At 58.5% G+C, this 26,117-nt stretch carries 18 protein-coding genes and 2 pseudogenes; 6 read left to right on the forward strand and 14 right to left on the reverse strand.

The features are described 5' to 3' along the window. Positions 1-7: 7 nt before the first annotated feature. The 6 genes and pseudogenes from QE432_RS01075 to QE432_RS01100 all read right to left on the reverse strand — a co-directional run bounded on the left by QE432_RS01075 (position 8) and on the right by QE432_RS01100 (position 8,401). A pseudogene (locus QE432_RS01075) lies at positions 8-902 on the reverse strand (SDR family oxidoreductase). A gap of 207 nt (positions 903-1,109) precedes the next feature. Continuing rightward, positions 1,110-3,449 carry a bifunctional diguanylate cyclase/phosphodiesterase gene (locus QE432_RS01080; protein ID WP_306623067.1) on the reverse strand — a complete coding sequence of 780 codons (2,340 nt, stop codon included), beginning with the start codon at positions 3,447-3,449 and terminating at the stop codon, positions 1,110-1,112. 185 nt (positions 3,450-3,634) lie between these two features. Next, entirely contained in the window at positions 3,635-4,738 is a 1,104-nt protein-coding gene (locus QE432_RS01085; RefSeq protein ID WP_111801928.1) for a hypothetical protein, read from the reverse strand. Between the two features lie 245 nt (positions 4,739-4,983). Further along, a pseudogene (locus QE432_RS01090) lies at positions 4,984-6,523 on the reverse strand (ABC transporter substrate-binding protein). Between the two features lie 116 nt (positions 6,524-6,639). Further along, positions 6,640-7,620: a mannonate dehydratase gene (locus QE432_RS01095; protein WP_004431175.1), complete on the reverse strand. Its 981-nt coding sequence runs from the start codon at positions 7,618-7,620 to the stop codon at positions 6,640-6,642. Positions 7,621-7,687: 67 nt separating this feature from the next. Continuing rightward, complete coding sequence (locus QE432_RS01100; protein ID WP_004431172.1) at positions 7,688-8,401, reverse strand: FadR/GntR family transcriptional regulator; 714 nt, start codon at positions 8,399-8,401, stop codon at positions 7,688-7,690. 205 nt (positions 8,402-8,606) lie between these two features. Between QE432_RS01100 and QE432_RS01105 the strand changes: the two genes are divergently transcribed. From QE432_RS01105 to QE432_RS01120, 4 genes are read left to right on the forward strand one after another with little or no spacing between them, the layout of a single operon-like run. Next, positions 8,607-9,635 (forward strand): ABC transporter permease, encoded by a 1,029-nt coding sequence (locus QE432_RS01105; protein ID WP_065660278.1) that lies wholly within the window; start codon positions 8,607-8,609, stop codon positions 9,633-9,635. Beyond that, entirely contained in the window at positions 9,632-10,531 is a 900-nt protein-coding gene (locus QE432_RS01110) for an ABC transporter permease (protein ID WP_013761140.1), read from the forward strand. The genes QE432_RS01105 and QE432_RS01110 overlap by 4 nt, the downstream gene beginning before the upstream one ends. Beyond that, the gene (locus QE432_RS01115) at positions 10,518-11,363 is read left to right on the forward strand and encodes an ABC transporter ATP-binding protein (protein ID WP_111801929.1); all 846 of its coding nucleotides are present in this window, start codon (positions 10,518-10,520) and stop codon (positions 11,361-11,363) included. Before QE432_RS01110 ends, QE432_RS01115 begins: the two co-directional genes overlap by 14 nt. Next, on the forward strand, positions 11,360-12,097 hold the full coding sequence (locus QE432_RS01120) for an ABC transporter ATP-binding protein (RefSeq protein WP_111800783.1): 738 nt from the start codon (positions 11,360-11,362) through the stop codon (positions 12,095-12,097). Before QE432_RS01115 ends, QE432_RS01120 begins: the two co-directional genes overlap by 4 nt. Before the next feature lie 108 nt (positions 12,098-12,205). On the opposite strand, the gene QE432_RS01125 is transcribed toward QE432_RS01120, so the two are convergent. The 7 genes from QE432_RS01125 to QE432_RS01155 all read right to left on the reverse strand — a co-directional run bounded on the left by QE432_RS01125 (position 12,206) and on the right by QE432_RS01155 (position 19,999). After that, positions 12,206-13,258 (reverse strand): ABC transporter ATP-binding protein, encoded by a 1,053-nt coding sequence (locus QE432_RS01125; protein ID WP_111801930.1) that lies wholly within the window; start codon positions 13,256-13,258, stop codon positions 12,206-12,208. A gap of 18 nt (positions 13,259-13,276) precedes the next feature. Beyond that, the gene (locus QE432_RS01130) at positions 13,277-14,119 is read right to left on the reverse strand and encodes a carbohydrate ABC transporter permease (RefSeq protein WP_013761144.1); all 843 of its coding nucleotides are present in this window, start codon (positions 14,117-14,119) and stop codon (positions 13,277-13,279) included. Next, on the reverse strand, positions 14,109-15,041 hold the full coding sequence (locus QE432_RS01135) for a carbohydrate ABC transporter permease (RefSeq protein ID WP_065660274.1): 933 nt from the start codon (positions 15,039-15,041) through the stop codon (positions 14,109-14,111). The genes QE432_RS01130 and QE432_RS01135 overlap by 11 nt, the downstream gene beginning before the upstream one ends. Before the next feature lie 10 nt (positions 15,042-15,051). Beyond that, positions 15,052-16,323 (reverse strand): ABC transporter substrate-binding protein, encoded by a 1,272-nt coding sequence (locus QE432_RS01140; RefSeq protein ID WP_065660273.1) that lies wholly within the window; start codon positions 16,321-16,323, stop codon positions 15,052-15,054. Between the two features lie 49 nt (positions 16,324-16,372). After that, positions 16,373-17,974 carry an FAD-dependent oxidoreductase gene (locus QE432_RS01145; protein ID WP_065660272.1) on the reverse strand — a complete coding sequence of 534 codons (1,602 nt, stop codon included), beginning with the start codon at positions 17,972-17,974 and terminating at the stop codon, positions 16,373-16,375. A gap of 5 nt (positions 17,975-17,979) precedes the next feature. After that, the gene (locus QE432_RS01150; RefSeq protein WP_004431149.1) at positions 17,980-19,050 is read right to left on the reverse strand and encodes a LacI family DNA-binding transcriptional regulator; all 1,071 of its coding nucleotides are present in this window, start codon (positions 19,048-19,050) and stop codon (positions 17,980-17,982) included. 211 nt (positions 19,051-19,261) lie between these two features. Beyond that, on the reverse strand, positions 19,262-19,999 hold the full coding sequence (locus QE432_RS01155; RefSeq protein ID WP_025594974.1) for a prolyl oligopeptidase family serine peptidase: 738 nt from the start codon (positions 19,997-19,999) through the stop codon (positions 19,262-19,264). 287 nt (positions 20,000-20,286) lie between these two features. Here QE432_RS01155 and QE432_RS01160 point away from each other — a divergent pair, with 287 nt between their 5' ends. After that, positions 20,287-22,353 carry an ATP-dependent helicase gene (locus QE432_RS01160; protein WP_111788489.1) on the forward strand — a complete coding sequence of 689 codons (2,067 nt, stop codon included), beginning with the start codon at positions 20,287-20,289 and terminating at the stop codon, positions 22,351-22,353. Between the two features lie 23 nt (positions 22,354-22,376). Beyond that, positions 22,377-23,456 (forward strand): DNA polymerase IV, encoded by a 1,080-nt coding sequence (gene dinB / locus QE432_RS01165; RefSeq protein ID WP_004431141.1) that lies wholly within the window; start codon positions 22,377-22,379, stop codon positions 23,454-23,456. Positions 23,457-23,754: 298 nt separating this feature from the next. Here the strand turns inward: dinB and QE432_RS01170 are convergent, their stop codons facing one another. After that, positions 23,755-25,926: a TonB-dependent siderophore receptor gene (locus QE432_RS01170; RefSeq protein ID WP_111801931.1), complete on the reverse strand. Its 2,172-nt coding sequence runs from the start codon at positions 25,924-25,926 to the stop codon at positions 23,755-23,757. Positions 25,927-26,117: the final 191 nt, after the last annotated feature.

Genomic DNA, 26,117 nt, shown 5'->3' on the forward strand with positions numbered 1-26,117 from the left:
AAGCCGATCAGGCAACGCCCCGGCCTCCGGTCACACCATAGACCTCGCCATTGATGAAGCTGCCATCCTGCGAAGCCAGCAGCACATAGACCGGAGCCAGTTCGACAGGCTGGCCTGGACGGCCAAAATCGCTGTCCTTACCGAAATTCCTGACCTTTTCGTCCGGGCTGCCCGCCGCTTGGCTGCAAAACCGTCCAGAAGGGACCAGGCGCGACGACATTTGCCCGCACGCCTTTTTCGATAAGCTGTTTGGCGAGCGCTTTCGTATAGGCAACGATGCCGGCTTTCGTAGTTGCATAATCAAGAAGAATGGGAGACGGCTCATAGGCCTGTATAGATGCGGTGGTAATCACCGACGATCCGGGCTCTAGATAAGGAACGGCGGCCTGCGCAATCCAGTGCAGCGCGTAGAGATTGGTCTTCATCGTGCGGTCGAAATCTTCAGTCGACAGCTCGGCGATACCCTCGCGATATTGTTGTCTTGCGGCATTGATCACCAGAATATCGAGGCCGTTGAGATCACCTACCGCTTTTTCAACCAGTTCGCGGCACCATGCCTCGTCGGTAATATCTCCGGGTAAGGCGACCGCCACGCGGCCTTCCGCTTCGATAAGTGCTACCACCTCTTCGGCGTCCGATTCTTCCTCCGGCAGATAGGATATCGCGATATCTGCACCCTCTCGCGCAAAGGCGATTGCCACGGCGCGACCGATGCCGGAATCACCGCCGGTTATAAGCGCTTTGCGCCCGGCAAGCTTGCCGCTCCCGCGATAGGTCTTTTCACCATGATCAGGGAAAGGCATCATGTTCGTGACCAGCCCCGGCATTTCCTGAGTCGGCGTTGAAAAGGGCGGGCGCGGATACTGGTTGCGCGGGTCCTGCGGCTCAAGGCGGTCTGTCATTGGTTTCTCCCAGAGATAGAATTCCATCCTTGGTGCGTCTCATGACCAGCGAATTCATCATCGGAAGGTCAGGGCTGTCGTCTGCCGCCTGCTGCGGCGGTGGCGACACGGACGCACCACACACAATCCTAACGATCTGCGTTCGCTCTCGTTCCATTGGCGTAGGAGAATGGAATTACGACGGCATCACGCCGCCGCACTCCTCTTTCAGACGGAATGTTTCTTCCGCTTGCCCGTACTTGCCGCCGCGGCAGGAGCCACATCCGGCCTGCCGAAGAGATAACCCTGCGCCTGCGCGCAACCTTCATCGACAACCATGCGATATTGCGCGTCGGTTTCGATACCCTCCGCCGTCACTGGCAGATCGAGGCTGCGACCGAGGCCGATCACCGCGCGCACGATGGCGCGGGCATTATCATCCTCGCTCATGGCGGCGATGAAGCTGCGGTCGATCTTGATCTTGTCGAAGGGGAAGCTCTGCAAGTTGCTGAGCGAGGAATAACCGGTCCCGAAATCATCCATGACGATGGCCACACCCAGCGCCTTCAACTGGTTGAGGATGATCAGCGTCGCCTTGCGGTCCTTCAGCAACGCGGCTTCGGTGATCTCGAGTTCCAGCCGGTTCGGCGAAAGGCCGGACTGCATGAGAACCGTGCAGACGACATGGCCGAGATTTGCGAGCGAAAACTGCAATGGTGAAACATTGACAGCGATTTTCAGGTGCGGCGCCCAGGTGCTCGCCTGGCGGCAGGCCTCGCGCAGCACCCATTCGCCGAGCGAGATGATGATCCCGCTTTCCTCTGCAATCGGAATGAAGACATCCGGAGGTACGACACCCCTTGTCGGATGCTGCCAACGTACCAGCGCCTCATAACCGACGACCTGACCACATTCGACGGAAAGGACAGGTTGATAGTTCAACACCAATTCGTTGCGGTTGATGGCGAGCCGCAGATCAGTTTCGAGCTGGCGGCGCTCGCGGGCCTCCTGATCCATCAGGGGATCATAAAAGGACAATATTCCGCGCCCACCCATCTTGGCGCGGTAAAGCGCCAGATCAGCGGCGTGCAAGATGCTTTCGTTGCTGTTCCCGTCCCGCGGAAAGACGGCGATGCCGATGCTGACGCCGACAGCGGTCGGGTCGTTGGCCGCATTCATTTTCAACCCGAACATGGCAAGGATTGTCTCGGCAAGCAGACGTGCCTCCTCCGATTTGGTATGCCGGGCAGTCAGGATAACGAATTCATCGCCGCCGAGACGGGCGACGATATCTCCCGGCCTTGCGCATTCATCGAGGATGGTCGCAACTTTTTTCAGCACCCGGTCGCCCTCGGCATGGCCGAAAATGTCGTTGACCGCCTTGAACCGGTCGAGATCGAGCGCCAGCAAGGCAAACTCATCCTCCGCGTCGCAATGTTCGATCTGCTGGTGCAGCCGCGTCTGGAACATGGTGCGGTTCGAAAGGCCGGTCAGCACATCGTGGCGGGCCAGATATTCGATCTCCCTTTGCGCCTCCCGCTTTTCCGTCAGGTCGCGGATCGCCAGCACTTCGCAAGGATGGCCGCGATACTCGATGGTGCGCACGGCAAGCTCGAACACCTGCGGCCGGTCGCTGCGTTCGCGGATTGCCTCAACCGGCGCGAGGCGCGGCAGATAGGTGGGCTGTCCGTCCATGGCCTTGAAGAGATCATCTGGATTTTTACCTATCAGCGATGCCTCATCGCTGCCGACAAGCCCGGCAAAACGGGTATTCAGCTCAACAATGCGGCCATCACGGACCACGGCAAGACCATCCAGCGTCGCATCCACAAGCCCCTTGAGATCGACAAGGTAACGGTCAACGAGAGCGGCGGTGGCAGTGGTTGCGAGGACCAGGAAAGTCACGCCCGAAACGGCAGCAATCATGATTACTCTGGCCAGATTGTCGGGATCCGGGCCAGCGACGGACGGATCCGGCGACAGGATCGTGGCCGACATGGCGGTGAAATGCAAAGCGCAGATTGCCAAGATCGAACATCCGGCCGGAATGACGATGCGTTTCCATGCGGCGGAACGAAGGAACAGGAAAAAGGCCAGCAGAAAAAATACCCAGGCAACAGCAAAGCCACCAAAAACGGGGCCCCAGCGATAGCTGATCGTGGCGGCCACATCCATGCCCGCCATGCCGACGAAATGCATGACGGCAACCGAAAGGGTAACCAGCGTTCCAACGATAACGGGACTGTAGCTCGATTTCGAGCGCGCCCTGAGCGCCAGCCAGAACCCCAGAACGGCCAGAACCGCCGACAGAGCCGTGAACTGGAAATCAAAGCCGATCGGGACTGAACCCTTATAAGCAAGCATGGCCACGAAATGCGTGGCCCAGACGCTGAGCCCCGCTGCAAAGGCGGCAACCAGCACCCAGTAAGGCTTGCGGCCAGCCGGGCTTTCTTCCGCACGCAACAACAAATGGAAAAAAGCATGCATGCCAAGCAGGCAAATAACCGCTGCAAGCAGCACGATCGCATGATCGTGTTGTACCGCAACGCATTCCAGAACCGTGAACATGATGCACTCTCCCAGCCTCGAGAACCGCCCACGATCGCACTATGGAGTTGGTTTATTTATAAATCTCTAATGCAACTTTGGATAATTGATCGATCTCATCGACAAAGAGCCAGGGGACGCCGGGCCGACGCGCCAGCCCATAAAGCTCTTGCGACCGGCCCAATAAACGCCAAGAGAAAAAGCCTTTATTTCCAGCTTCGAAAATCGTTCCCGGCACAACCGAAAGGTGCCGGACCATCAGCAAAACGCTCCTGCAGACGCGCGCAGCCCCACTCGTTGAGCGCCGCGGGCATCATGTTGTTGAGGTCCATGCCCGGAGAGTTGAATTGCGAAGGCGCGCTGGTGACGTACCACAGCCAGTACCCCAAGGTTGCAACGACGATAAAGGCGACAATTGCAACGAACGTTGCCAGCCGTCGCGCAAGGCTCGGGGCTTTTGTCACCGCCGCGCCGGGGGCGGATACGCCCTCCTGACCACGGTTCGCAAGCGCCGGTTCGAGCGAAGCAAGTGCTTCCGCTCTTTCCTGTTCCGATAGGTCAATTCGCTCTAGCTGATCGTCAAGCAGAACAGGCAGCGGGGTTTCACCGTGCCAGACCGCCAGTGCGACATCGTGTTTGCCGGTGTGGCCGATGACGACCGGGATTCGCCCTCTCTCCAGGTAGGTAAAGGATTGCCTCTTCGTCTTCCCTTCCCTGACCGTATCGGCATAGGTCACGAAGAGACGGCTGCGTTTTTCGGCGACCGCCGTCAGCGCCACCGGAATAACAGTCAATGGCGCCGGGTGCCGCAGACGCAGACGAGCCCGCAAGGTGCGGATAAGTGTAAGCAGCAGTGCGAAACAGCCGAAACCGAGCAGGGCAACGAACACGCCCAGGGTTATGATCCGGTTCCAGAGCATATCGAGGCCAAGTGAAATCGTTGCAAGTTCTGGATTCTTCGCCGAAATGACCAGACCGGTTTCATAGTCGCCGGAATGGAAATCGACGAACATGACCTCGACATCCTTCTTGTAGCTCACACCGCCATGCTCGTAGGAAAGCTCAGCTTCGCAATTCGTGAAGATCGCCTTGCGGGTCTTGCAACTGCCGGTGATGTCGCCGCTTTCGATCTCCAGCGGGTCGCGGCTGATCTGATAGTCGCGCAACACACCCGGGCCTTCGGCCACGAGCAGGACGACTGTAATCACCAGCAGCACGGGGATGGAGAAATAATAGGCCGCCGGTACCGAAATGACACCGCGCTTCAAACTGAGCGGCCTTGCGGGAAGTTTTATTTGTGGGAAGCTCATGGTGCCAACGCATTTAGTGGAATGTGAGCGAGCGGGGTTTGGGAATCCCGCTCTGGGAAAGGGTCGATCGCTGCACGGTCTAACCCGCTAGAGCCATCGCGAAAACCCCAAGAATTCAAGGATGCGGGCGTAATAGTTCGCACGGCGGCCCTGTCTTAATTGGCCAGCAAGCGGTCGGGGGACCCACAAAAAAACGGGCGGTAAAGTCACCGCCCGTCACATGTTTTCCGTCTAGTGGTTTGCAGTCACTGCTTCGTCACGTTTTCCAGTCGTGTCGTCTGACTGGGGTGACCGACATAATCCTTGACGCGCGACGTCAAAACGATCGGCTCGTATCTCTCGAAGAGAGGCAGAACCGCTGGCTTCTGCGCGACGAACATTTCCTGCATCTGGGTGTAGATTTCCCCACGTTTCTTGGCATCGGGCTCAAGGGAAGCCTTTGCGGTCAGAGCCGTCAGTTCCGGAATGTCCCAGGCAGAGCGCCAGACGAAATTGCCGGCATTGTTGGCAGCAAGCGAGTTGTCGGGGTTACTGGAGAACTGCTCCATCGAGCCGAGGACGTTGGGCATATAGGCGCCCGTCTGCGGAATGAGCAGATCGAAGTCTCGCGCACGGTGAGCGGCAATCACATCCGAACCGTTACCCTGCTGAATGTTCACCTTGATACCGACCTGGCTGAGCGATGCCTGGATGGCCGTAGCAAGATCGATACGCGGCGTTTGGGCAATTGTCTTCAGATTAAGCGTGAAGCCATTCTCATAACCGGCTTCCTTCAGAAGAGATTTCGCTTTCTCGACATCAAGCTTCCAGTCGGGGCTTGGAATGGCATATTCGAAATTCTCCGGAACCGGCACCGTGCGCGCCCTGCCATAGGGTCCCATGATGGTCTTTTCCATTCCCTTGTAGTCGATGCTGTAAGCAATTGCTTTCGCGAACCTTGGGGTTGGAAAGAGGCTCCTTGCCCGCATTCATGGACAGGACGTAGAAACCACCCGTCGGCACGCGCTGGATCTGAAAACCTTCCTTGTTGTTGAAGGTCGCAAGGTCGGACGCCGTCAGCGCGCTGGCAATGTCGATGTCGCCTCGCTCCAGCATCAGGCGCTCCACCTGGCTTTCCGGTACATGCCGCACGATCACGCGACGCATTTTCGGGCTGCCGGCTACATAGTCCTTGTTGGCCTCAAGAATGATGATTTCGTTCGGCGACCAGCGATTGAGGGTGAAGGGGCCTGAACCGGCGGAATTTGTTCTCAGCCACGCATTGCCCCAGTCGCCGTCAACTTCATGGGACTTGAGCTCCTTGCTGTCGACAACGCTGGCAATGACCATCGCCAGACGATAGAGCAGCAGTTCGGATGTCGTTTGCCCTGACAGTTCAATGCGGACCGTCTTTTCGTCCGGGGCGCTCACCAGCTTGTCGACATTTTCCGCGTTGTAACCGACGCGCTTGAGGTTGGCGGCCGCCGCCTGATTCATCTTCAAAAGGCGGCTGAACGAATAAACCACATCTGCGGAGGTAACGGGATTGCCCGAGGCAAAGTTGGCAGCGCGAAGATGAAACGTGATGCCCTTGTCATCTGTCTCCCAGCGCTCTGCCAGCTGCGGCGAAACCTTTCCCGAGCCATCGACCGAGATCAGCCGATCGTAAAGATTGGCCATGATTTCGTTGGCTTTCGCTTCGGTAGCCTGATGGGGGTCTAGCGACAGCACCTGGGCAAGCGATGTCCCGACGACGAGCTGGTCGTTGGGGGTCTTGGCCGCCACCGGCGACGCCTGCACCAGCATGGCGCCCAGAACGGTGGTGAATGCGAGACGGATCATTGATTTTTTCATACCTGCTCCTCCTACAGATCGGTAATTGCAAGCCGGCAGCGCCACGTGCGCCAACCGGCCTGAAACAGTCAAAGATGGTTGTTATTAAGCGCCTCGATGAGCGCGGCGATGTAGCCGTAGCAAAACGCAAAGGCGACACCGACGGGATCGCGGCCCGCAATCGTCGGCACATGATCTGGCATGATCATGTAGCGATAGCCGAGTTCATGGTAGAGCTTCAGCGAACGGACCATGTCCATGTCACCCTCGTCGGGAAACGTTTCCATGAACGACAGCTTGCCGCCGCTGATGTTGCGGAAATGGACATTGAATATCTTGTCGCGGCTGCCAAACCAGCGGATGATCTCGTCGATCTCCTCGCGCGGATTGTCGAGCATCTCGCCGATCGATCCCTGGCAGAAATTCAGGCCATGATAGGGGCTTTCCCGCATCTGCACGAATTTCTTCAGGCCCTCGACCGTGCCGAGCACCCGGGTGACACCCTTGTAGCCGGGCGGGGTGTAGGGGTCATGCGGATGGCAGGCGAGCCGGACCTTGTTGCTTTCGGCAACCGGCACCACGCGTTCGAGGAAATAGTCGATGCGTTCCCAATTTTCGTCCTCGGATAGAACACCGGCAAGGCCCGGAGCCGCATCATGGTCCGCCTTGTCCCATCGCCAGGCTTCATTGAGCGAACCACCGCGCCCGCGCTCCATTTCAGTGCGCGGGATGCCGATGAGATTGAGGTTGTATTTCGCCGCCGGGATGCCGGCCCTGGCGATATCCTCAATCATTCTGCAGACGGCATCGATCTGCCGGTCGCGTTCTGGCCCGGCAAGCAGGATATCGGGAAACGATGCCTGTTCGATCGGCCTTGATGGCAACGGCAATTGCACCATGTCGAGCACGAGGCCAAAGCTCTCGACCTTGTCGCGGTGGCGCTCAAAATCCTCAAAGGTCCAGCTTGCGGGTGCACCAGGCGGATCTGCGTTGATATTCCTGACGCCAAGCTGCGCCCAAACCTTGAAATCCTCGTCATCGCGCGCTGTCACCTGGGTGCCGACATACATCGATTCTCTCCTCACTCCATGCTAGTCATCATATGACATCGCACGAAATAAGATGAGTGTCGAGATGCTATTGCGCCTCGGAAAGCAACCTGTATCGACGCTGGCTCGCAAGCATATGATCACGCATGGCTTTCCGCGCGGCATCCGGATCCTGCTCTACGATGGCGCGCAGGATTGCCTCATGCTCGGCCTGCACTTTGCGCAGATAATCCGCGTCGCCCGTCTCCGGCAGGGTTGGAAACTGACCGCGCGGTATCGAGCGTGACCCGAACTGGCGCAGTGCCTCGAGATAGAACCGGTTGTTGGTCGCTATCGCAATGGCCGTGTGAAACTCGTAATCGGCACTGACGGTGCTTTCGCCTGCATCGATGGCCCGGCCCATTTTCCGATGGGCTGCGGAAATCGCCGCTTCCTGCTGGGCTGTGCGGCGATAGGCGGCAATTGCCGCTGCTTCGCCTTCGGTTGCGAGCCGAAACTCAAGCATTTCCAGCGTTTCTGCAATTGTGCCAACTTCGGATTGCGTCAGCTTCACACCGGCCCACTCGCTGACATTGCTGACGAACACGCCCTTGCCGTGGATGGGAATGACATAGCCGGAAGAGCGCAGATCCGCGATCGCCTCGCGAACCACTGTGCGGCTCACGCCGTAGGTGCGCTCAAGCTGCGGTTCCGTGGGAAGCTGATCGCCGTTCTTCAGTTTTCCACTGCGAATTTCTGCACTGAGATTATCGATGATCTGTTGTGCCCGCCGCTCCCGCGGCTTTTCCCTATCGCCCATCATGCCACTCTTCCCTCTTGCAGAAAACGAATCCCTTCGTTACTCATATGATGACGTGGCGTTACGTCATATGTTTTCATGTTAGCTCAGGGAGGAGTTGGGATGAAGTACCATCAAAAGTTTTTGCAGGGTAGAATTGCTCGTCTGCGGCGAGCCGTTCAAAAAGTGGCATCGCTGACAGCGTTTTCGCGTGGAAGTGCGATTTGCGATGACTGAAATTTCATTGCGCGGGCTTGGACATCGCTTCCTGCAACTTGTCGTCAGCCTCTTCATCCTGCTCTGCATCACCTTCATCATTGGCCGGGTGATGCCGACCGATCCGGTCGGGGCAATCGTCGGTGAGCTTGCAGATCCCAAAGCCTATGAAGCCATGCGGGCTCGGCTTGGGCTTGATCTTCCTCTCTACCAGCAGTTTTTCATCTATCTCCGCGGCCTGCTGCACGGCGATTTCGGTATAGCTATCCTGACAGGAAACCCGGTAACGCGGGACCTGGCGCAAGCCTTCCCGGCGACGCTTGAGCTTGCAACGCTGGCAATCATCATCTCCACCGTCATCGGCGTCCCGCTCGGTCTCTCCGCGGCCCTGTTTCGCGACACGTTCATCGACAAGTTCGCACGTGTCTTTGCGCTGGTGGGGCATTCGATACCCGTATTCTGGTTCGGTATCGTCGGGCTCGTGATTTTTTATGCGAATCTCAACCTTGTCGCCGGGCCCGGCCGCGTGGACGTCTTTTACGAAGGCCTCGTGGAGCCGAGAACAGGGCTGATGCTGGTCGACACTCTTCTCGCAGGTGAGACAGAGATTTTCTGGAACGCGCTCGCGCATATCATGCTGCCGGCGATTATCCTTGCCTATATGGCAATGGCCTACATTACCCGCATGACCCGCGCCTTCACCCTCGAACAGCTTAGCCAGGATTACGTGATTGCGGCGCGTGCGAAAGGCGTCAGCCCGGCGCGCACCGTAACCCGCCATGTACTGCCGAATATCGCGGTGCAGCTGATCACCGTTCTCGCCATCTCCTATGGCAACCTGCTGGAAGGCGCCGTTGTGACCGAAATCGTCTTTTCCTGGCCCGGCATCGGACAATACATGACGAATGCACTGCTTATCGGTGACATGAATGCGATCCTCGCAGCCACGATCGTCATCGGCTTCATCTTCATGATGCTCAACTTCCTCGCAGACGTGGCCTACACCACGCTTGACCCGCGGACACGGGAGGTCGCTCGATGACCGATATAACTCAGAACACTCCCGTGCGGAGCCGCAGCGCATTGTCTCGGATATCCACAACGACGGCGCGGACGCTGCGGAAGCTTGGCGACGAGCCGCTTGGAATGTTCGGCTTTGCCATTCTCGCCATTCTGGTCGTGGTTGCCATTTTCGCTCCCCTGATTGCGCCATATGATCCGGTGCGCCAGGTGCTCGACAATGCGCTCCAGCCTCCCAGCTGGGCGCATCTGGCGGGAACCGACGAATTTGGCCGAGACATTTTCAGCCGCCTCGTCTATGGCACCCGCATCACGATCCAGACCGTTTTGTCAGTCTCGGTCATCGTCGGCCCTATCGGCCTTGCAATCGGTGTCATGGCCGGTTTCTTCGGCGGCAGAACCGACGCCATTCTGATGCGCGCGACCGATATTGTCCTTTCCTTCCCTTCGCTCGTTCTGGCACTTGCCTTTGCTGCTGCAATGGGAGCCGGTCTCGGCACCGCAATCATCGCGATCTCGCTGACCGCCTGGCCGCCCATCGCGCGTCTGGCGCGTGCCGAAGCGCTGGTCGTGCGCAACACCGACTATGTTGCGGCCGCACGCCTCTATGGGGCCTCGCCGATGCGCATCCTGTTTCTTTATATCGCGCCGATGTGCATTCCTTCGGTCATCGTCAGACTGACATTGAATATGGCCGGTATCATCCTGACGGCCGCCTCGCTTGGCTTCCTCGGTCTTGGCGCGCAGCCGCCGCTTCCCGAATGGGGGGCGATGATTTCCAGCGGCCGTAAATTCATGCTCGATTACTGGTGGGTCGCCGTCATGCCCGGCATCGCGATCCTTTTGACGAGCCTTGCCTTCAACATCGCTGGCGATACGCTGCGCGACCTACTGGATCCGCGTCATGCCCGTTCCTGATAGCTCCCCCATTCTTTCGGTCCGCGATCTTAACGTTCGCTTTGGCCGCAACGCCATCCCCGCCGTCTCCAATGTCAACTTCGACGTCGGACGCGAGCGTGTCGGTATCGTCGGCGAATCCGGGTCCGGAAAGTCCACGACCGGCCGTGCCGCCATGCGCCTTCTGCCCAAGAGTGCCACGGTGACGGCAGAACGGATGGATTTCCTCTCCGAACCCCTGCTTGAAAAATCCGAGCGCCAGATGGGTGCGATCCGCGGCAGCGAGATGGCGCTCATCATGCAGGATCCGCGTTATTCCCTCAATCCGGTCCTGCCGATCGGAAAGCAGGTGGCGGAAGCGGCCGAGCTGCATCTGGCCCTCAAGGGCAAGGCCGCCAGAAATGCCGCGCGCGACATGCTGCTGCGCGTGCGCATCAACGATCCTGACCGCGTTATGGGGCTTTATCCCCACCAGATTTCAGGCGGCATGGGACAGCGCGTGATGATCGCCATGATGCTGCTTGCCAAACCCAAGCTGGTCATCGCCGACGAACCGACCTCAGCACTCGATGTCAGCGTCCGCAAGGATGTCCTTCTGCTTCTGGACGAGATGGTGCGCGAAAACAATTCGGGCCTCATCCTCATCAGTCACGATATCCGCATGGTTGCGGCCTTTTGCGAACGCGTGCTGGTCATGTATGGCGGACGCGTCGTGGAGACGCTTTCCAAGCTCGAAGATGCGCAACACCCCTATACGCGGGGCCTGATCGCGGCCATGCCCGATCCCCGCAATCCGGTCCGGCGCCTCAAGGTGCTGGATCGCCAGGCAATCGATGCGGAGGTGACGCGATGATCACGGTAGACAAGCTGGATGTCGTCTACGGCACGAAGGAAACCCGCAATCACGTCGTGCGCGACGTCAGCTTTCGGGTCAACCGAGGCGAGACACTCGGCATCGTTGGCGAAAGCGGTTGCGGCAAGTCGACATTGCTGCGGTCGCTTGCCGGCCTGGAATCCGGCTGGACCGGATCGATCTCTTTCGAAGGCAAGCCTGTGGGTAAAGTGCGTAGCCGCGACGAGCTAAAGCTGGCGCAGATGGTGTTCCAGGACCCCTATGGTTCCCTGCACCCACGCCACCGCATCGGCCGGGCTCTTGCCGAACCGATCCGCTCCATGGGGCTTGGTGACGGCTGGTCGAAGGTTCCGGCCGCGCTGCAGCAGGTTGGCCTGCCCGCGCATTTTGCCGAGCGCTTCCCGCACGAACTGTCCGGAGGCCAGCGTCAGCGTGTTGCGATCGCCCGCGCGCTTATCCTCGAGCCGCCGATCCTGCTTCTCGATGAGCCGACATCCGCTCTCGACGTCTCCATTCAGGCGGAAATCCTGAACCTGCTGGCCGATCAGCGCGACGAGCAGAACCTCACCTTCGTTCTCGTCAGCCACGACCTGTCGGTTATAGCCCATATGTGCGACCGCGTTCTGGTCATGCAGAATGGTGTTTTTGTCGATGAGTTGACCAAGGCCGATCTTGAAGCGGGCATCACCCACGCCGCCTATTCAGGCGAACTATTCGAGAGCAGCTTCCTCTGAAAGCAGTCATGGGGTGAGCCATTGGAACAGCTGGACTGCGAGGTTTTCCCTGGCAGTCCAGTATCTGATCAGGCCTTCGGCCGGCGCAAGAGGCAGATGGCCTCGTGATCAGTTCAGCCCTGCTCCGTCTTCACTCGAAAACAGATGGACGCAGTTAAGCGTCGGCGAGACCATGATGCTGTCGCCGACTGCCTGCCCTATACGTTCCCGAAAGACGCCGAGTACCTTGGTATCGCCGAGTTTCATGGTGACCTGCGTTTCCGATCCTAATGGTTCAACCAGCATTATCTCGGCAGGTACGCCGCCGGCATCAAGCAGGAAGTGTTCCGGGCGGATGCCGTAAACGGCCTGTTTGCCGGCAAAGCCGGCCGCGGAAACTGGCAAGGGCAACACGATACCTGCGGTTTCAAAACCTCTTTCAGTTATCGCGCCGCTCAGGAAGTTCATCGATGGCGAACCGATGAAGCCTGCAACGAACTGATTTGCCGGGCGGTCGTAAAGTTCGAGCGGCGTGCCGATCTGCTCGACCCTGCCGCCATTGAGAACCACGACCCTGTCGGCCATCGTCATCGCCTCGACCTGGTCGTGCGTCACATAGATCGTGGTGGTCTTCAGCTTCTGGTGCAGTGCCTTGATCTCGCCGCGCATGACGACGCGCAACTTCGCATCAAGGTTTGACAGGGGCTCATCGAACAGGAACACCTGCGGATTGCGAACAATGGCGCGGCCCATCGCGACGCGCTGGCGCTGGCCGCCGGAGAGCTGGCGGGGATAACGGTCGAGCAGCTGCGCAAGGCCAAGAATATCCGCTGCCCAGTTCACCTTTTCAGCAATTTCCTGCTTGCTCGAGCCCCGATGCTCCAGCGAAAAGCCCATATTGCTGGCCACCGTCATATGCGGATATAGGGCATAAGACTGGAACACCATGGCAATATCGCGATCCTTGGGATCGAGATCGTTGACGACCCGTTCGCCGATCCTGAGCTCTCCGCCGGTAATCGTTTCGAGCCCCGCTATCATCCGCAGCAGGGTCGACTTGCCGCAGCCGGAAGGCCCGACAAGCACAACAAACTCGCCGTCCTTAATGGCGAGATCGATGCCGTGAATGGTTTTCACCGCGCCATAGCTTTTGCGGATGTCGGAGAGAGTAACGTGAGCCATCAATCGGTTTCCGGTTCTTCAGCCCTTGAGGCCGGTATGGGCGAGGCCTTCGACAAACTGCTTCTGGGCAATCACGAAGACGATGAGCACGGGCAGCGCAGTCAGCGTCGCTGCGGCAAGCTGGATGTTCCACATCGGCCCGCCATAGGCGTCGGTATATTGCGTCAGCGCCTGCGGCAGCGTGAACATCTCGGCGCTGGAGAGAAAGACGATGGGTTCGAGGAACAGGTTCCAGGAATGCAGGAACGTAAAGATCGCGACCGAAGCAAGCGCCGGCTTTGCCAGGGGCAAGGCAATCTTGCGAAATATCTTGAAACGTCCAAGACCGTCGACGCGTGCGGCCTCCTCCAGCTCCCCCGGCAGTGTCACAAAAAACTGCCGCATGACGAAGGTGGCAAACACGCTTGGCGCCCCGAAAATCGGCACGAGGATCAGCGGCCAGTGGGTGTTGACCATGCCTGCCTTCAGGAACATCTGGAAGAGCGGCACGATCGTCACTTCGGACGGGATCAGCAGGCCAAGCAGCACGATCATGAAGATCACATTGGCGCCCGGAAACCGGATCCGTGCGAAGGCATAGCCTGCCATTGAGGAGATGATCATCGTGCCGACCGTCACCACAGCGGCAATGTAGGCGGAGTTCCAATATTGCCGCACGAAGGGCTGCAACTCGAACACCTTCGCATAGGTCGTCCAGTCGTGGCTCTGCGGGATGAGCTGCGGTGGGAAGGCGAAGATGTCGCTTATGGGCTTGATGGAGGAGGTAACCATCCACCAGGTTGGAAAGACGAAGGGGACAAGCAGCACGCACAGCAACCCGTAGAGCGCCACCTGCATGCGGGGAGAAAGGTCAGCTTTCATAAAAGACGATCCTCTTGCGCATCTGCCACTGGGCAAAGGTCAGCACGGCAACGATCAGAAACAGCAGGATGGACAGCGTCGAGCCGTAACCGAAGAAATGGAACTGGAAGGCCTGCTGATAGAGGTAGTAGACCAGCACCGTGGTCGACAGACCCGGCCCGCCCTGGGTCAAAACCGCAATCTGAGCAAAAACCTGTAACGAGCCGACAATGGTGATGATCGAGGTCAACAGGATCGTCGGGCTGATCAGCGGCAGGGTGATGCGACGGAACTGTTTGAAGGCTGGCGCGCCGTCGATGCGAGCGGCCTCGTAGAGTTCCTTCGGCACGCCCTGAAGTGCCGCCAGAAACAGGATCATGTTGAGCCCGACATTCTTGAAGACCTGCACGACGATGACCGAAATCATCGCTGTCGTCTCCTCGCGCAGCCAGTTGGGACCTTCGATCCCGACCATCAGCAACATGCCGTTGATGCCGCCGTTCTTCTGCAGCAGGAAACCCCAGACGATCGTCCAGGCAACGAGAGACACGACGACGGGCGAGAAGAACAGCGTTCTGAATATCGCAATGCCGGCAAGCTTCTGGTTAAGCAGCACGGCAAGCAGCAGCGCCAGCGACAGGTTGAACACGACGAGGCCGGCGGAGAATATCCCGGTCGCGCCCAACACCTCCAGAAGATTGCCATCTTCGATGAGCATCCGGTAGTTCTGCGCACCGGTATAGGTGAAGGTATTGGCGAGCACGTTCCACTCATGCAGCGAATACCAGAACACCAGCCCGAGCGGGATCAGCACGAAGATGATGATCCCGATCAGCTGCGGGGCGATGAACAGAAAGCCAGCGAGACTGTCGCGCCGCGCGATGGTCCAGAACGCCGATGAAGGGCGATGCCGGGGACGGGTAATCTCCTGCGCGACAGCCATGGCTTTCTCCTCAGCGCTTCAGGAGCGGCGCGATCTGGCCGCAGATTTTTTGAAGCGCTCCCGCGACATCGGCCTCCGGCCGCCAGACCGCGTCGAGGTTTGAGCGCACGATCTGCTGGATCTGGGCAAAGCCGGTGTGGCCGGGCATGACCTTGCCCGTGGCGATGCCTGATATGACGACCTTTTCGATCTGTTCCTGGCTGAGCAGCGGATTGGTTTTTTTCAACACCTCCGCATTCAACAGCGACTTGCGTGCCGAGGGGAAGAACTGGCTGAGCTTTGCCGAATTTTCCGGATTGGTCATGTAAGCAACGAATTCGGCCGCCGTCTGCGCATTCTTGCCAGACTGCATGACGCCGATGCCGGCCTGTCCGATCAGCGCGTATTCACCGGCCGGTCCTTTCGGCAGCGGCACGAGGTCCCAGCCGAAAGGCTTGTCCTTCGGCAAAAGCGAGGCCCGGCTGATCTGGGTAATGGTCATCGCGGCATTACCGGCGAAGAAATCGACTGTCTCGCCGGGGCCGGGCATGGCCTTCTTGCTGAAGATGGCATCATGGATGAACCATAAAGCATCCGCCATCGGCTTTTCCGCCATGGTGCACGTTGCGCCATCCGCGCTCCAGGGCGATGCGCCCCAACCGTTCCACACGGAGGTCAGATATTGCCAGCTCTGGTAATTGAAGTCGCGGACGACAAGCCCGCCCTTGCCGGATTTCGAGACCGCCGAGGCGGTCGCGATGGCGTTTTCCCAGGTCCATTCGCCGGCAGCGATCATCTCCGCCGGCGTCTTTGCACCTGCGGCCTTGATGAGATCATTGTTGACGAAGACCGCAAAGGGCGAGGTCGAGAACGGATAGGCGAAGAGCTTTCCGTCCTGCGACCAGCGTTCCGTGGCCCCGGCGCTGACTTCGTCGAGATTGTAACCCTGCGCGGCCTTCAGCGTGTCGGTGAGCGGATAGAGCGCGCCTGATTTGACGAAATCATAGGCCGAGGTCTCGAAAATCCAGGCCATGTCAGGGGCGTTGCCACCGGCGATCTGTGTCGTGAGCGCAGTGGTATAGGTGTCGAAAGGCAGGGACTCATAGGTCACGCTGACATTTGGATGGTCCTTTTTGAAGCCGGCTGCGATGTCGTTGAACAGCTTTAGATGCGCCTCGTTGGCACTCCAGATCGTCATGCGCAGCTTGACCGCATCCTGCGCCGCCGCTGCCCCTGCCAGCGCCAACGAGCCGATAAGGGCCAGCGCGCAGGCCGTGGTTTGCATTTTCAAATGACTATTCATTCCCAGTCCTCCTCCAAAGATGGGTTCGATCGAACGACAGTCCGCCGTCCTAATAGGCCGCGATATCCGGCCAGCGTATTTCGATGCCTACGCGGGTCAGCGCCGTCTGGAAGGCATGAAGATGGTCATCGTCTTCCTGCACCTGATGCGGTGTGAGACCTTTTTCCAGGCAATAGGCCGCCAGCATTCCAGCCACTTCGCCGATATTCCATTCGACTGGATGCAGGCGGTAGCAGCCATTGGTGATATGCGTCGTGCCGATGTTCTTGCCCGCCGGAATAAGGTTCTTCACGCGCTCGGGTATGAGTGCGCCAAGCGGAATCTCGAACGGGCAGGAAGGCACATCGATATAGTTGTCGCCACCGGTCGATGGGTGCAGATCGATGCGGTACATGCCGATGCCGATGCTGTCGCGATAGCGGACAGCCCCCCTGTCACCGCGAACCGTGTAGGAAAGATCCTGTTCGACGATGCGCGTGACCGGCTTGATGCGGCGGCTTTCCCGGATATAGGGCGCCATGGCAAGGCCGTGTTCGGTGCCGGTAATATCGCCTCTGAGACGCAGGCCGCGAAAACCCTGTCCGCCATCAAGGCGCGGCGCTTCGGTCTGCAACCAGTAAAACACCGAATAGGAAAGTTCGGCCGCCGCCTTCAGATGCCGCGCCTTTTCTTCTTCCGACACATCGATGATGGTGCCGTCCATGTAGTCGATCATCGGCCAGTTCACGAGGCAGATGTCGGATTTATAAAAACCTGGCGCAAAGTTCTTGCGTGCCGCGATGCGACGGAAAATCCAGAGGTTTTCATCGCCACCGCCTTTGCGCTGGTCGGCATCGACCAGCAACGGATCGTCGTCCGGATTGGGCGTGAAGGAGCGGGTCGTGTGTTCCAGCGTGCGCGGATGCGGCGCGGTGAAACCGAGCATCGGCCCACCCCAGAAATGCGGCTGGTACTTGCGCCAGTAGTCGTAATTATCAGGCTTGTCGATCGTCTGATCGCCGTCGACATGATCGATTGCAAAGCAGATCGACACGGCCTGCACATTATCAGGCTGGGCGCTGGCCGGCGCGCTGGGCTCACCCGTGTCCGATTGCGCCTCGAACCCCTTGGCATATTCCGTGCCCGTCATCGGCAACAGATCGCCTAGCTCGGTGGCATCAAGAATGTAGTCGGCGGAAATGACGATCTCCGCTCCGCTGTCGCGATGGCGCACGGTGATCGCGCGGACCCTATCGCCGTCCACATCGGCAGCAACCGGCCGATAGGGCTTGAGCACCGTCAGCCGGTCGGCGCCGATATAGGGCATAAGCATGCTTTCCATCACCGCAAGGCTGACGCGCGGCTCGGCGCAGATGCGGCTGACCCAGCCGCCACCCGGATTGAGGTCACTCCAGGAGCGGGCGCCTTCCGTCAACGGATAATGGTCGCGGTAATATTGGCGCACGCCGTTGCGTAGTGCGCGATAAGAGCGGGTGATGCCGAACTGCTCGACCCAGCTATGTTCGTCCGATGGCACGGCCTGGCTGGTCAGCTGACCGCCGATCCAGTCATATTCCTCGGTCATGATCACGCGCTTTCCGGCGCGTGCGGCACCGAGGGCCGCCGCCACGCCGCCAAGGCCACCACCGACCACAAGAATGTCTGCTTGCATCTCTTTCACGTCGTCTCATCCGTTTTGTTGACTGGGGACTTATCTGGGGAGGCCACTGGAGCCGGCCCCAATGTTTCACCCTTGACGGGTTGGCATTTGAGTAGAATTTGACTTCCCGGGCTGCCGGTCTCGATGCGGTTCACCAGCATTGCAGTCGCCTGCCGGCCCATCTCTTCACGGGGAATTTCATAGGATGTGAAACGCACCGGGCTGCGGCCGGCACGAATATGGCTGCCAAGCACGACCATCGAAAACACGTCGGGCACCCCAATTCCGCGCTCCCGTGCCAAAGTCTCGACGCGCACCGCATCCGCCAGTTCTATGAAAAATGCCACCGTCGCGCCGCTTTCGATGATCGCGTCGAGGATCTTTTCGGCAGGCCGGTTTACCGCCTTTATGTGCAATGCAAGCGTCGCCGCCGTGCCGAGCGCATCACTGAAACCTCGCCAGCGGTCGGCAATCGATTCCGCCGGACCCGCAGGGCCGATATAGGCGAGCTTGGAATGCCCGAACATCATGGCATCTTCAACAAGCTGCCGTGTGCCCGCGGCATAGTCGCCGCCAACATAGGGCACGGGCCCGCCAGCATCGTCGCGTCGGCCGATCGCCACGAATGGATAATCTTCCGAGACCAGCCGGGTAAGCTCCTTGCGGTCAAATTCACGGCCCAGGACCAGGCAGCCATCGGCGATCCGGAGCCTGTTGCCCTCGGAAAAAATCTTGCGGTTATTGCCGACGCCGGCACTGGTCAGCAGCAGAAGATCGTATGCCTGCTGCTGCGCCTCTTCCTCGATGCCCAACAGGAACGGCGTAAAGAAGTCCGCCTGTGCGCTTGGAAAAGCAGGCTCGTAGGTGAAGACGCCGAGGATGCGATTGAGCCCCTTGGCCATGCGGCGCGCGATCGGGTCGGCGACATAACCCGTTTTGCGAATGACCGCCTGTACGCGTTCGCGTGTTTCAGCCGGGATACGGGCAATCGCGGTCGGCGCGCCGTTCAGAACAAGCGATACTGTTGCCTGACTGACGCCGGCAAGCTTCGCAATATCGTTCTGAGTGAGGCGTTTATGGCTGGTCACGCAATGCCCTCCCCGACACTCGTTGACTGCTAATACGTATTAGCTGTTAATGCGTATTAGCACGACTTCCCTACTCTGTGTCAAGAGGCGAAAGACACGCCTGCGGAGAGATGTTTTGACGAAGGCTTATGAGGCGGCCAGCCCGGCCTTATGACGGCCGCGCTGGGTTATGGGCTTCCATACCAGCGGTAAAACGGTGCCCGCTGCGGGTTCAGGGTACCGAAGGCGTCTTTGCGTCTGCAAGCTTTTGCTGGAGAAGCCAGGTCCACATCGCCTCATCGCCGAGCACTTTTGCCTCCACCTCTTCATGGTTCGTATCTTCAAAAACCGTCAGCCGCACATTACGTTTCAGTTCCTGGAGACGCTGAACGAGGACAACAGTATCGGACAAAGGAATCACCTCGTCCCTTGAGCCGTGAAAGGCCCAGAAGGCTGTCTTTTCATTGGTGCGGTTGAGGTAATGGCGGATGCCGCCACCGGCAATTGGGACGACCGCAGCAAAAGTTTGTGGAAACTGCTCGGCCATTGACCAGGCGCCGAACCCTCCCCGGCTATATCCAATCAAATAGATACGGCTGCGGTCCACCCGATGATCCGCCACAACGGAAGCCAGGACGCTTGCGACACGTTCGATCGGATAAAGCAGTTCCTCGCTCGGATTTTGTGGCGAAAACACCATGAAAGGAAAATCACGGCCCCCTTCGATCAATTTTGGCAGGCCGCTGCGGCGCAGCTTTTCGACGTCGCTCCCGCCCTGATCGCCGCCATGCAGCCAGACCACGAGAGGATAGGTTTTGTCCGAACCGGCGTAGTCTTTCGGCGTATAAAGCAGATAATTGATATCCGACGCGATCGTGGCGTCAGACCTCATGGCCTTCTGCTCGGCAAAGGCAAATGTCGATGTGGCCAGTGCCGCAACAGCGATCAGGCATAGTTTCAGATGCTTCATGCTTTTGTCCTCCCAACAAACACGTCTTCCAAGACGCGACTGGTGAACTCATCAGCCGCCGGGTTGGTTCAGTGGTTTGAAAAGCATGCCGGTCGAGACGCCATGCGGAACCCGATTGAGGCTGCGAATATCGATCAGCCAGGTTTGTCCACCGCAGTGTGGAGGACAGAGACATGCGTTCATTATTTGTTCTGGCCTGCTGTTTGAGTTTTTGCTAATCATTGCAACAAGAGTGCTTTTGAAAAATGCCGTCGTCGTGCGGATAGGCAAATATCAAGGATGCAGGCATGGCGGTTGCCTATCTGGACAAACTGAACGAGCAGCAACGCAAGGCCGTGGAACATGGCGTTGGGCCTTCAGGCGGACACACGGCTGGACCGTTGCTGATTATCGCCGGTGCCGGTTCCGGCAAGACCAATACGCTGGCGCACCGGGTGGCGCATCTGATCGTCAACGGCGCCGATCCTCGCCGCATCCTGCTGATGACGTTTTCACGGCGTGCCGCTTCCGAAATGTCGCGTCGTGTCGAGCGTATCTGCAAGCAGGTCATCGGCGCTAACGCCGGAGCCCTCACCGATGCGATGGCCTGGTCCGGCACGTTTCACGGGATCGGCGCGCGCCTCTTGCGAATCTATGCGGAACAGATTGGACTGGACGTGGATTTCACGATCCACGACCGCGAAGACAGCGCTGATCTGATGAACCTTGCCCGACACGAACTGGGTTTCTCCAAGACCGAGAGCCGTTTTCCGACAAAGGGCACCTGCCTTGCGATCTATTCGCGCGCCGTCAATTCACAAACGCCGCTGAAAGAAATCCTGCGCCAGCACTATCCATGGGTGTCCAGCTGGGAAGAAGAACTCAAGCAATTATTCGCCGCCTATGTCGAGGCCAAGCAGGCCCAGAACGTTCTCGATTACGACGATCTTCTGCTCTACTGGGCCCAGATGGTCAGCGATCCCGACCTTGCAGGCGATATCGGCAATCGTTTCGACCACGTGATGGTCGACGAATATCAGGATACCAACCGGCTGCAGGCCGCGGTGCTGATGGCACTGAAGCCGGGCGGTCGCGGGTTGACCGTGGTGGGTGACGATGCCCAGTCGATCTATTCGTTCCGGGCAGCAACGGTGCGCAATATCCTTGATTTTCCGGCATCTTTCAGCCCAGCTGCCGATATTATCACCCTTGATCGCAACTATCGCTCGACACAGCCGATACTGGCTGCCGCCAATGGTGTCATCGACCTTGCCCGTGAGCGGTTCACGAAAAACCTCTGGACCGAACGACAGTCACTCGAGCGGCCGAAGCTCGTGACAGTAAAAAGCGAAACCGAGCAGGCGAACTTCATTATCGACCAGGTGCTGGCCAATCGTGAGACCGGCATGACGCTGAAGCAACAGGCCGTGCTGTTTCGCACCTCCAGTCATAGCGGGCCGCTTGAAGTTGAACTTACACGCCGCAACATTCCCTTCGTCAAATTTGGCGGCCTGAAGTTTCTCGACAGTGCCCATGTAAAGGACATGCTGGCGGTATTGCGTTTCGCGCAAAACCCGCGCGACCGCGTCGCCGGTTTCAGGCTACTTCAGATGCTGCCGGGTATCGGGCCGAAGAAAGCCGGCAATATTCTCGATACGATTGCGGCAGATCCCGAACCTTTGCTCGCCCTTGCCGAAATTCCGCCGCCACCCAAAACCGGTGATGACTGGGTATCCTTCGTGCAGTTGCTGGCGAACATGCGAAAATCGCACGGCGGCTGGCCATCAGATATCGAGCAGGCGCGGCTCTGGTACGAGCCCCACCTCGAACGCATCCATGAGGACGCCGAGACGCGGAAGGCCGATTTGCTGCAACTCGAGCAGATTGCCGGCGGCTATCCTTCCCGCGAACGCTTCCTCACCGAACTGACGCTCGATCCGCCGGATGCCACCAGCGATCAGGCAGGCGTGCCGCTGCTCGATGAGGATTATCTGACGCTTTCAACCATTCATTCGGCAAAAGGCCAGGAATGGCGTTCCGTCTTTATCCTGAACGTGGTCGATGGCTGCATACCCTCCGATCTGGGTGTCGGCTCCACGCATGAAGTCGAGGAGGAACGCCGGCTGCTCTATGTCGCCATGACGCGCGCCAAGGACAGCCTGTCACTGATAACCCCGCAACGGTTCTTCACCCATGGCCAGAACGCGCAGGGCGACCGGCATGTCTATGCCGCTAGAACCCGCTTCATACCGGCAACTTTGCTGCAGTTCTTTGAAACCGCCACCTGGCCCCTGGTTTCGGCCGCAGCCTCCGAGCGCAGCGCGCAGCAGATCCGCATCGATGTAGGCGCGCGGATGCGGGCGATGTGGAAATAGGGAAGATCGTACAGGCTGGAACGATGGATAACACGGCTGTTCGAAAGATCATCCATATCGACATGGATGCCTTTTATGCATCGGTGGAGCAACGCGACAACCCCGCACTTCGCGGCCTGCCGGTCGCCGTCGGCGGATCGGCCGCACGAGGCGTGGTGGCTGCGGCAAGTTACGAGGCGAGAACCTTCGGCGTCCATTCAGCCATGCCGTCCGTCACTGCCAAACGGAAATGCCCGGATCTGATCTTCGTGCCGCCACGCTTCGAGGTATACCGGCAGGTGTCGCAACAGATACGCGAGATATTTGCCGAATATACCCCTCTGATCGAGCCGCTATCGCTCGACGAAGCCTATCTCGATGTCACCGAAAACCTGAAAGGCATGGAGATCGCCACCGAAATTGCGCTGGAGATCCGCGCAAAAATCAAGGCGGTCACCAGCCTCAATGCATCTGCCGGCATCTCCTACAACAAGTTTCTGGCCAAGATGGCAAGTGACCTGAACAAACCGAATGGCCAGGCCGTCATTACGCCAAAGAATGGGCCTGGCTTTGTTGAAGCCCTGGCCGTCAAGAAATTCCATGGCGTAGGACCCGCCACGGCCGAGCGGATGAAACGGCACGGCATCGAGACAGGCCTCGATCTCAAGTCGAAATCACTCGGTTTTCTGCAACAGCATTTCGGGAAGTCCGGCCCTTATTTCTACAACATCGCCCGCGGCATCGATGAACGGCAGGTCAAGCCCGATCGCATCCGCAAATCTGTCGGCGCCGAGGACACATTCGTCGAGGATATCGACGATCTCGACTTGGCGAAGGCGGAGCTTGGCCCTTTGGCTCAGAAAGTCTGGCGTTATTGCGAGGCGCACGACATCACGGGAAAAACTGTGACCGTGAAAATCAAATATTCGGATTTCAGCCAGGCGACACGCAGCAAAACAGTGTCGGGAGCCGTGTCTGACCTCGCAACGATCCAGGAGATGTCGGAGAGCCTGCTTGCCTCCGTCTTTCCATTCAAACGTCCGGTAAGACTGTTGGGGATTACCCTTTCCTCGCTGAGCACCGAAGAGAGTGAAGAGGAAGCGCAGCTCGCGCTTGGCCTGTGATGCCCCTGTCCCGAAAACGAAAAAGCCCGCCGCGGGAGGAGGTGCGGCAGGCTTTCCGAAATTTCGAACAACGGCTGGGAGGAGGAGTGCCATTGTTCACAAGACAACCCTTGGGAGGAGGATAGGGTCATCTCAATCCGAAGCTTTGCGGGAGGAGGTGCATCGCTTCGATGAAAACAAGATACCCGGTTTTACCGCATATTAAATAGGCTTTAATGCAGCGCAGCCATGCAAGAAACGCACGAGTCTGCTTTCATCAGCAGCGGCAAGACCCAGATGGACTGCGCCGCCTGTACCCTTAGAATTTCACGCTGGCCGTGAGGCTGACGTTGAAGGGCTCGCCGACAGCATTGGCATAGCTGGTGGAGCCAATGGATGAGGTATAATAACTTTTGTCGAAGATGTTCTTCAGATTGAGCTGTAGGGTCACCGGTTTCTCCAGCTGAAGCGTATAGGTCGCAAAGGCGTCGAAGACGGCATAACCCGGCAGGTCATAGGAATTGTCGTTGATGCCGGCACGCTGGCCGACGGCCCGCACTCCTCCGCCGATCCGCAGCGTGTTGCCGTTCGGCCCGACCTCACCGACATCATAGGCAAGAAACAGCGAGCCGGTGTGACGCGCGACATTCGGCAAGCGCTTGCCGGCATAGGTGGAATCTTCGAGAACGAGAGCGTCCGTATAGGCATAACTTGCGATTAGATCGAGACTATCGGTAAGGTTGCCGGCAATATCCACCTCCACCCCGCGCGAGCGAACGAGACCGGCGGCCTTCACCGTCGACACACCGCCTACATCCTCCGAATAGGCGACATTGCGCTTGCGGGCATTAAACAAGGCAATATTGGCATTCAAACCGGTGAACAGGTCGAACTTGGCGCCCACCTCATAGGAAATGCCCTCCTCCGGATCGAGCCCGCCATAATAGGCTCCGATCGAGGATTGCGGGCGGAAGGTTTTCGCCACGTTGGCATAAAGGGATGCATCCGGCGTGATCTTGTAGACGAGACCGGCATTGGGGATGAGTTCGCCGCCATTGTTCTGGGTGTTGACGACGAAGGGGCGGCCTTTGCCGGCATAGATGTCGTAATACTGGTAGCGCAAACCGCCGACAGCGATCCATTGATCGCCCAGATGCACGGCGTCCTGCATATAGATCGAAGCAGTGGAAAGCTCCTCCGTCTGGTCGCTGTCGACGGCCCTGACCGTCGTGCACGCCGGCAACCTGCCGTAAACGGGATTGTTAATGTTGAAATTCGAGGAATTTGCGCATCGCAACATGTTGGTGCGCAGCGTGTCGCTGTAATCGTAGGACATGCCGAACAGCAGATCGTTGCGCAGGCCACCAATATCAGCCTCACCGGTCAGGTCAGCGCGGGCCGCATGGTTGTAGATGGTGGAATATTGCGTGGCGTCAGCGCGCCGCGTCACCTGCCCCGTGCGGGAATTGTAACCCATCACGCGGGCCTGGTTGTCGGAATATTCGTTTTGGCTATAGGCGTAGTTCAGCGACAGTTTCCAGTCTTCGGACAATTGGCGGTCTATTGAGATACTCGCCAGATCGGATTTGCCATCGGTGATGTTATAGGCCTCGTCCAGCCTGAGACGTCGGCTGACATTGATTGCCTTTCCTGTCGCCGGATCGAAGATCGTGCCGCGATCGAAGGGCACGCTGTAATCCTCATGCATATAGGAAACCGTAATGTCGGTATCCTCGCCGCTCCATTTTAGCGAGGGTGCGATCAGCCAGTTCTTCTTCTCACCAAAATTGCGCCAGTAGTCGCTGTTCTCCCCCTGACCGATCAGGCGATAGGAAAAATCCGTTCCCGCAATAGGTCCGGTTACATCGAAACCGCCGGATGTACCATACTTGCCCGCCCCAAAGGCTGAGAAGCGCGAATAGGCTTCGGCGGAGAAAGTATCTTCAGGCTTCTTCGTCACGACATTCACCATGCCGCCTGGATCGAGAATGCCGTAGAGCGTGGAGGCTGGCCCTTTCAGAACTTCCACTCGCTCCGCCGTATCGTTGAAGGAATGCGGCAATGCGGTCTTCAGCCCGTTGATGAGGATCGAGCCGTCGCGATTGTCACCAAAACCACGGCGGATAACGGCATCCTGCGTGCCGCCCAGCGTGTTTGACTGGGTAACGCCGCTGACATTGGCGAGCGCATCATCCAGCGAGCGCGCCTGCTGGTCGCGAAGCACTTCGTTGGTCACGACGTTGACCGATTGCGGAATATCGAGGATCGGCGTCTCTGTGCGCGTCGCAGTGCCCGTGGTTATCGGCTGATATCCGCGCGCGCCTTTTTTGACGTCGGCATTAACGGTTATCGTCTCAAGCACGGTCGTCCCATCGGCATTTTTCTTCGGTGCCGTGTTCTCCTGCGCAAAAGCAGGCAGGGCAACTCCGGCCAGAAGCAACGCCAACAGCGCTCGCGAGCCTGCCTGAATTATCATCGAACCGTCATGCATCTGTCTTGTCCCCGGCTGCCCCTTACGTCATCGCGACGATGATGCACCGCTCTTTCAATTGATGAATGTAGTAGTCAACATTAATTCAGCTTGTCACCGGCGAAACATCTGGCGAATGCGCGCTCCCTCGTGCCTCCACAGTTCTGATTCGAGGCCAAGATCGTCGCTTTTTGTGCAAATCACCGCGTAAA

Origin of the sequence: Agrobacterium sp. SORGH_AS_0745 (genome assembly GCF_030818995.1) — a bacterium.
In the GTDB taxonomy this organism is placed as follows: domain Bacteria; phylum Pseudomonadota; class Alphaproteobacteria; order Rhizobiales; family Rhizobiaceae; genus Agrobacterium; species Agrobacterium tumefaciens.

Excerpts from the sequence above, each read along its gene's own strand:
- QE432_RS01100 (WP_004431172.1), bottom strand. The coding sequence starts at position 8,401 with ATGATGGGCGATAGGGAAAAGCCGCGGGAGCGGCGGGCACAACAGATC.
- QE432_RS01125 (WP_111801930.1), bottom strand. The coding sequence starts at position 13,258 with ATGGCTCACGTTACTCTCTCCGACATCCGCAAAAGCTATGGCGCGGTG.
- QE432_RS01120 (WP_111800783.1), top strand. The coding sequence starts at position 11,360 with ATGATCACGGTAGACAAGCTGGATGTCGTCTACGGCACGAAGGAAACC.
- QE432_RS01135 (WP_065660274.1), bottom strand. The coding sequence starts at position 15,041 with ATGGCTGTCGCGCAGGAGATTACCCGTCCCCGGCATCGCCCTTCATCG.
- QE432_RS01130 (WP_013761144.1), bottom strand. The coding sequence starts at position 14,119 with ATGAAAGCTGACCTTTCTCCCCGCATGCAGGTGGCGCTCTACGGGTTG.
- dinB (WP_004431141.1), top strand. The coding sequence starts at position 22,377 with ATGGATAACACGGCTGTTCGAAAGATCATCCATATCGACATGGATGCC.
- QE432_RS01140 (WP_065660273.1), bottom strand. The coding sequence starts at position 16,323 with ATGAATAGTCATTTGAAAATGCAAACCACGGCCTGCGCGCTGGCCCTT.
- QE432_RS01085 (WP_111801928.1), bottom strand. The coding sequence starts at position 4,738 with ATGAGCTTCCCACAAATAAAACTTCCCGCAAGGCCGCTCAGTTTGAAG.
- QE432_RS01105 (WP_065660278.1), top strand. The coding sequence starts at position 8,607 with ATGACTGAAATTTCATTGCGCGGGCTTGGACATCGCTTCCTGCAACTT.
- QE432_RS01170 (WP_111801931.1), bottom strand. The coding sequence starts at position 25,926 with ATGCATGACGGTTCGATGATAATTCAGGCAGGCTCGCGAGCGCTGTTG.
- QE432_RS01110 (WP_013761140.1), top strand. The coding sequence starts at position 9,632 with ATGACCGATATAACTCAGAACACTCCCGTGCGGAGCCGCAGCGCATTG.
- QE432_RS01155 (WP_025594974.1), bottom strand. The coding sequence starts at position 19,999 with ATGAAGCATCTGAAACTATGCCTGATCGCTGTTGCGGCACTGGCCACA.
- QE432_RS01145 (WP_065660272.1), bottom strand. The coding sequence starts at position 17,974 with ATGCAAGCAGACATTCTTGTGGTCGGTGGTGGCCTTGGCGGCGTGGCG.
- QE432_RS01095 (WP_004431175.1), bottom strand. The coding sequence starts at position 7,620 with ATGTATGTCGGCACCCAGGTGACAGCGCGCGATGACGAGGATTTCAAG.
- QE432_RS01160 (WP_111788489.1), top strand. The coding sequence starts at position 20,287 with ATGGCGGTTGCCTATCTGGACAAACTGAACGAGCAGCAACGCAAGGCC.
- QE432_RS01080 (WP_306623067.1), bottom strand. The coding sequence starts at position 3,449 with ATGTTCACGGTTCTGGAATGCGTTGCGGTACAACACGATCATGCGATC.
- QE432_RS01115 (WP_111801929.1), top strand. The coding sequence starts at position 10,518 with ATGCCCGTTCCTGATAGCTCCCCCATTCTTTCGGTCCGCGATCTTAAC.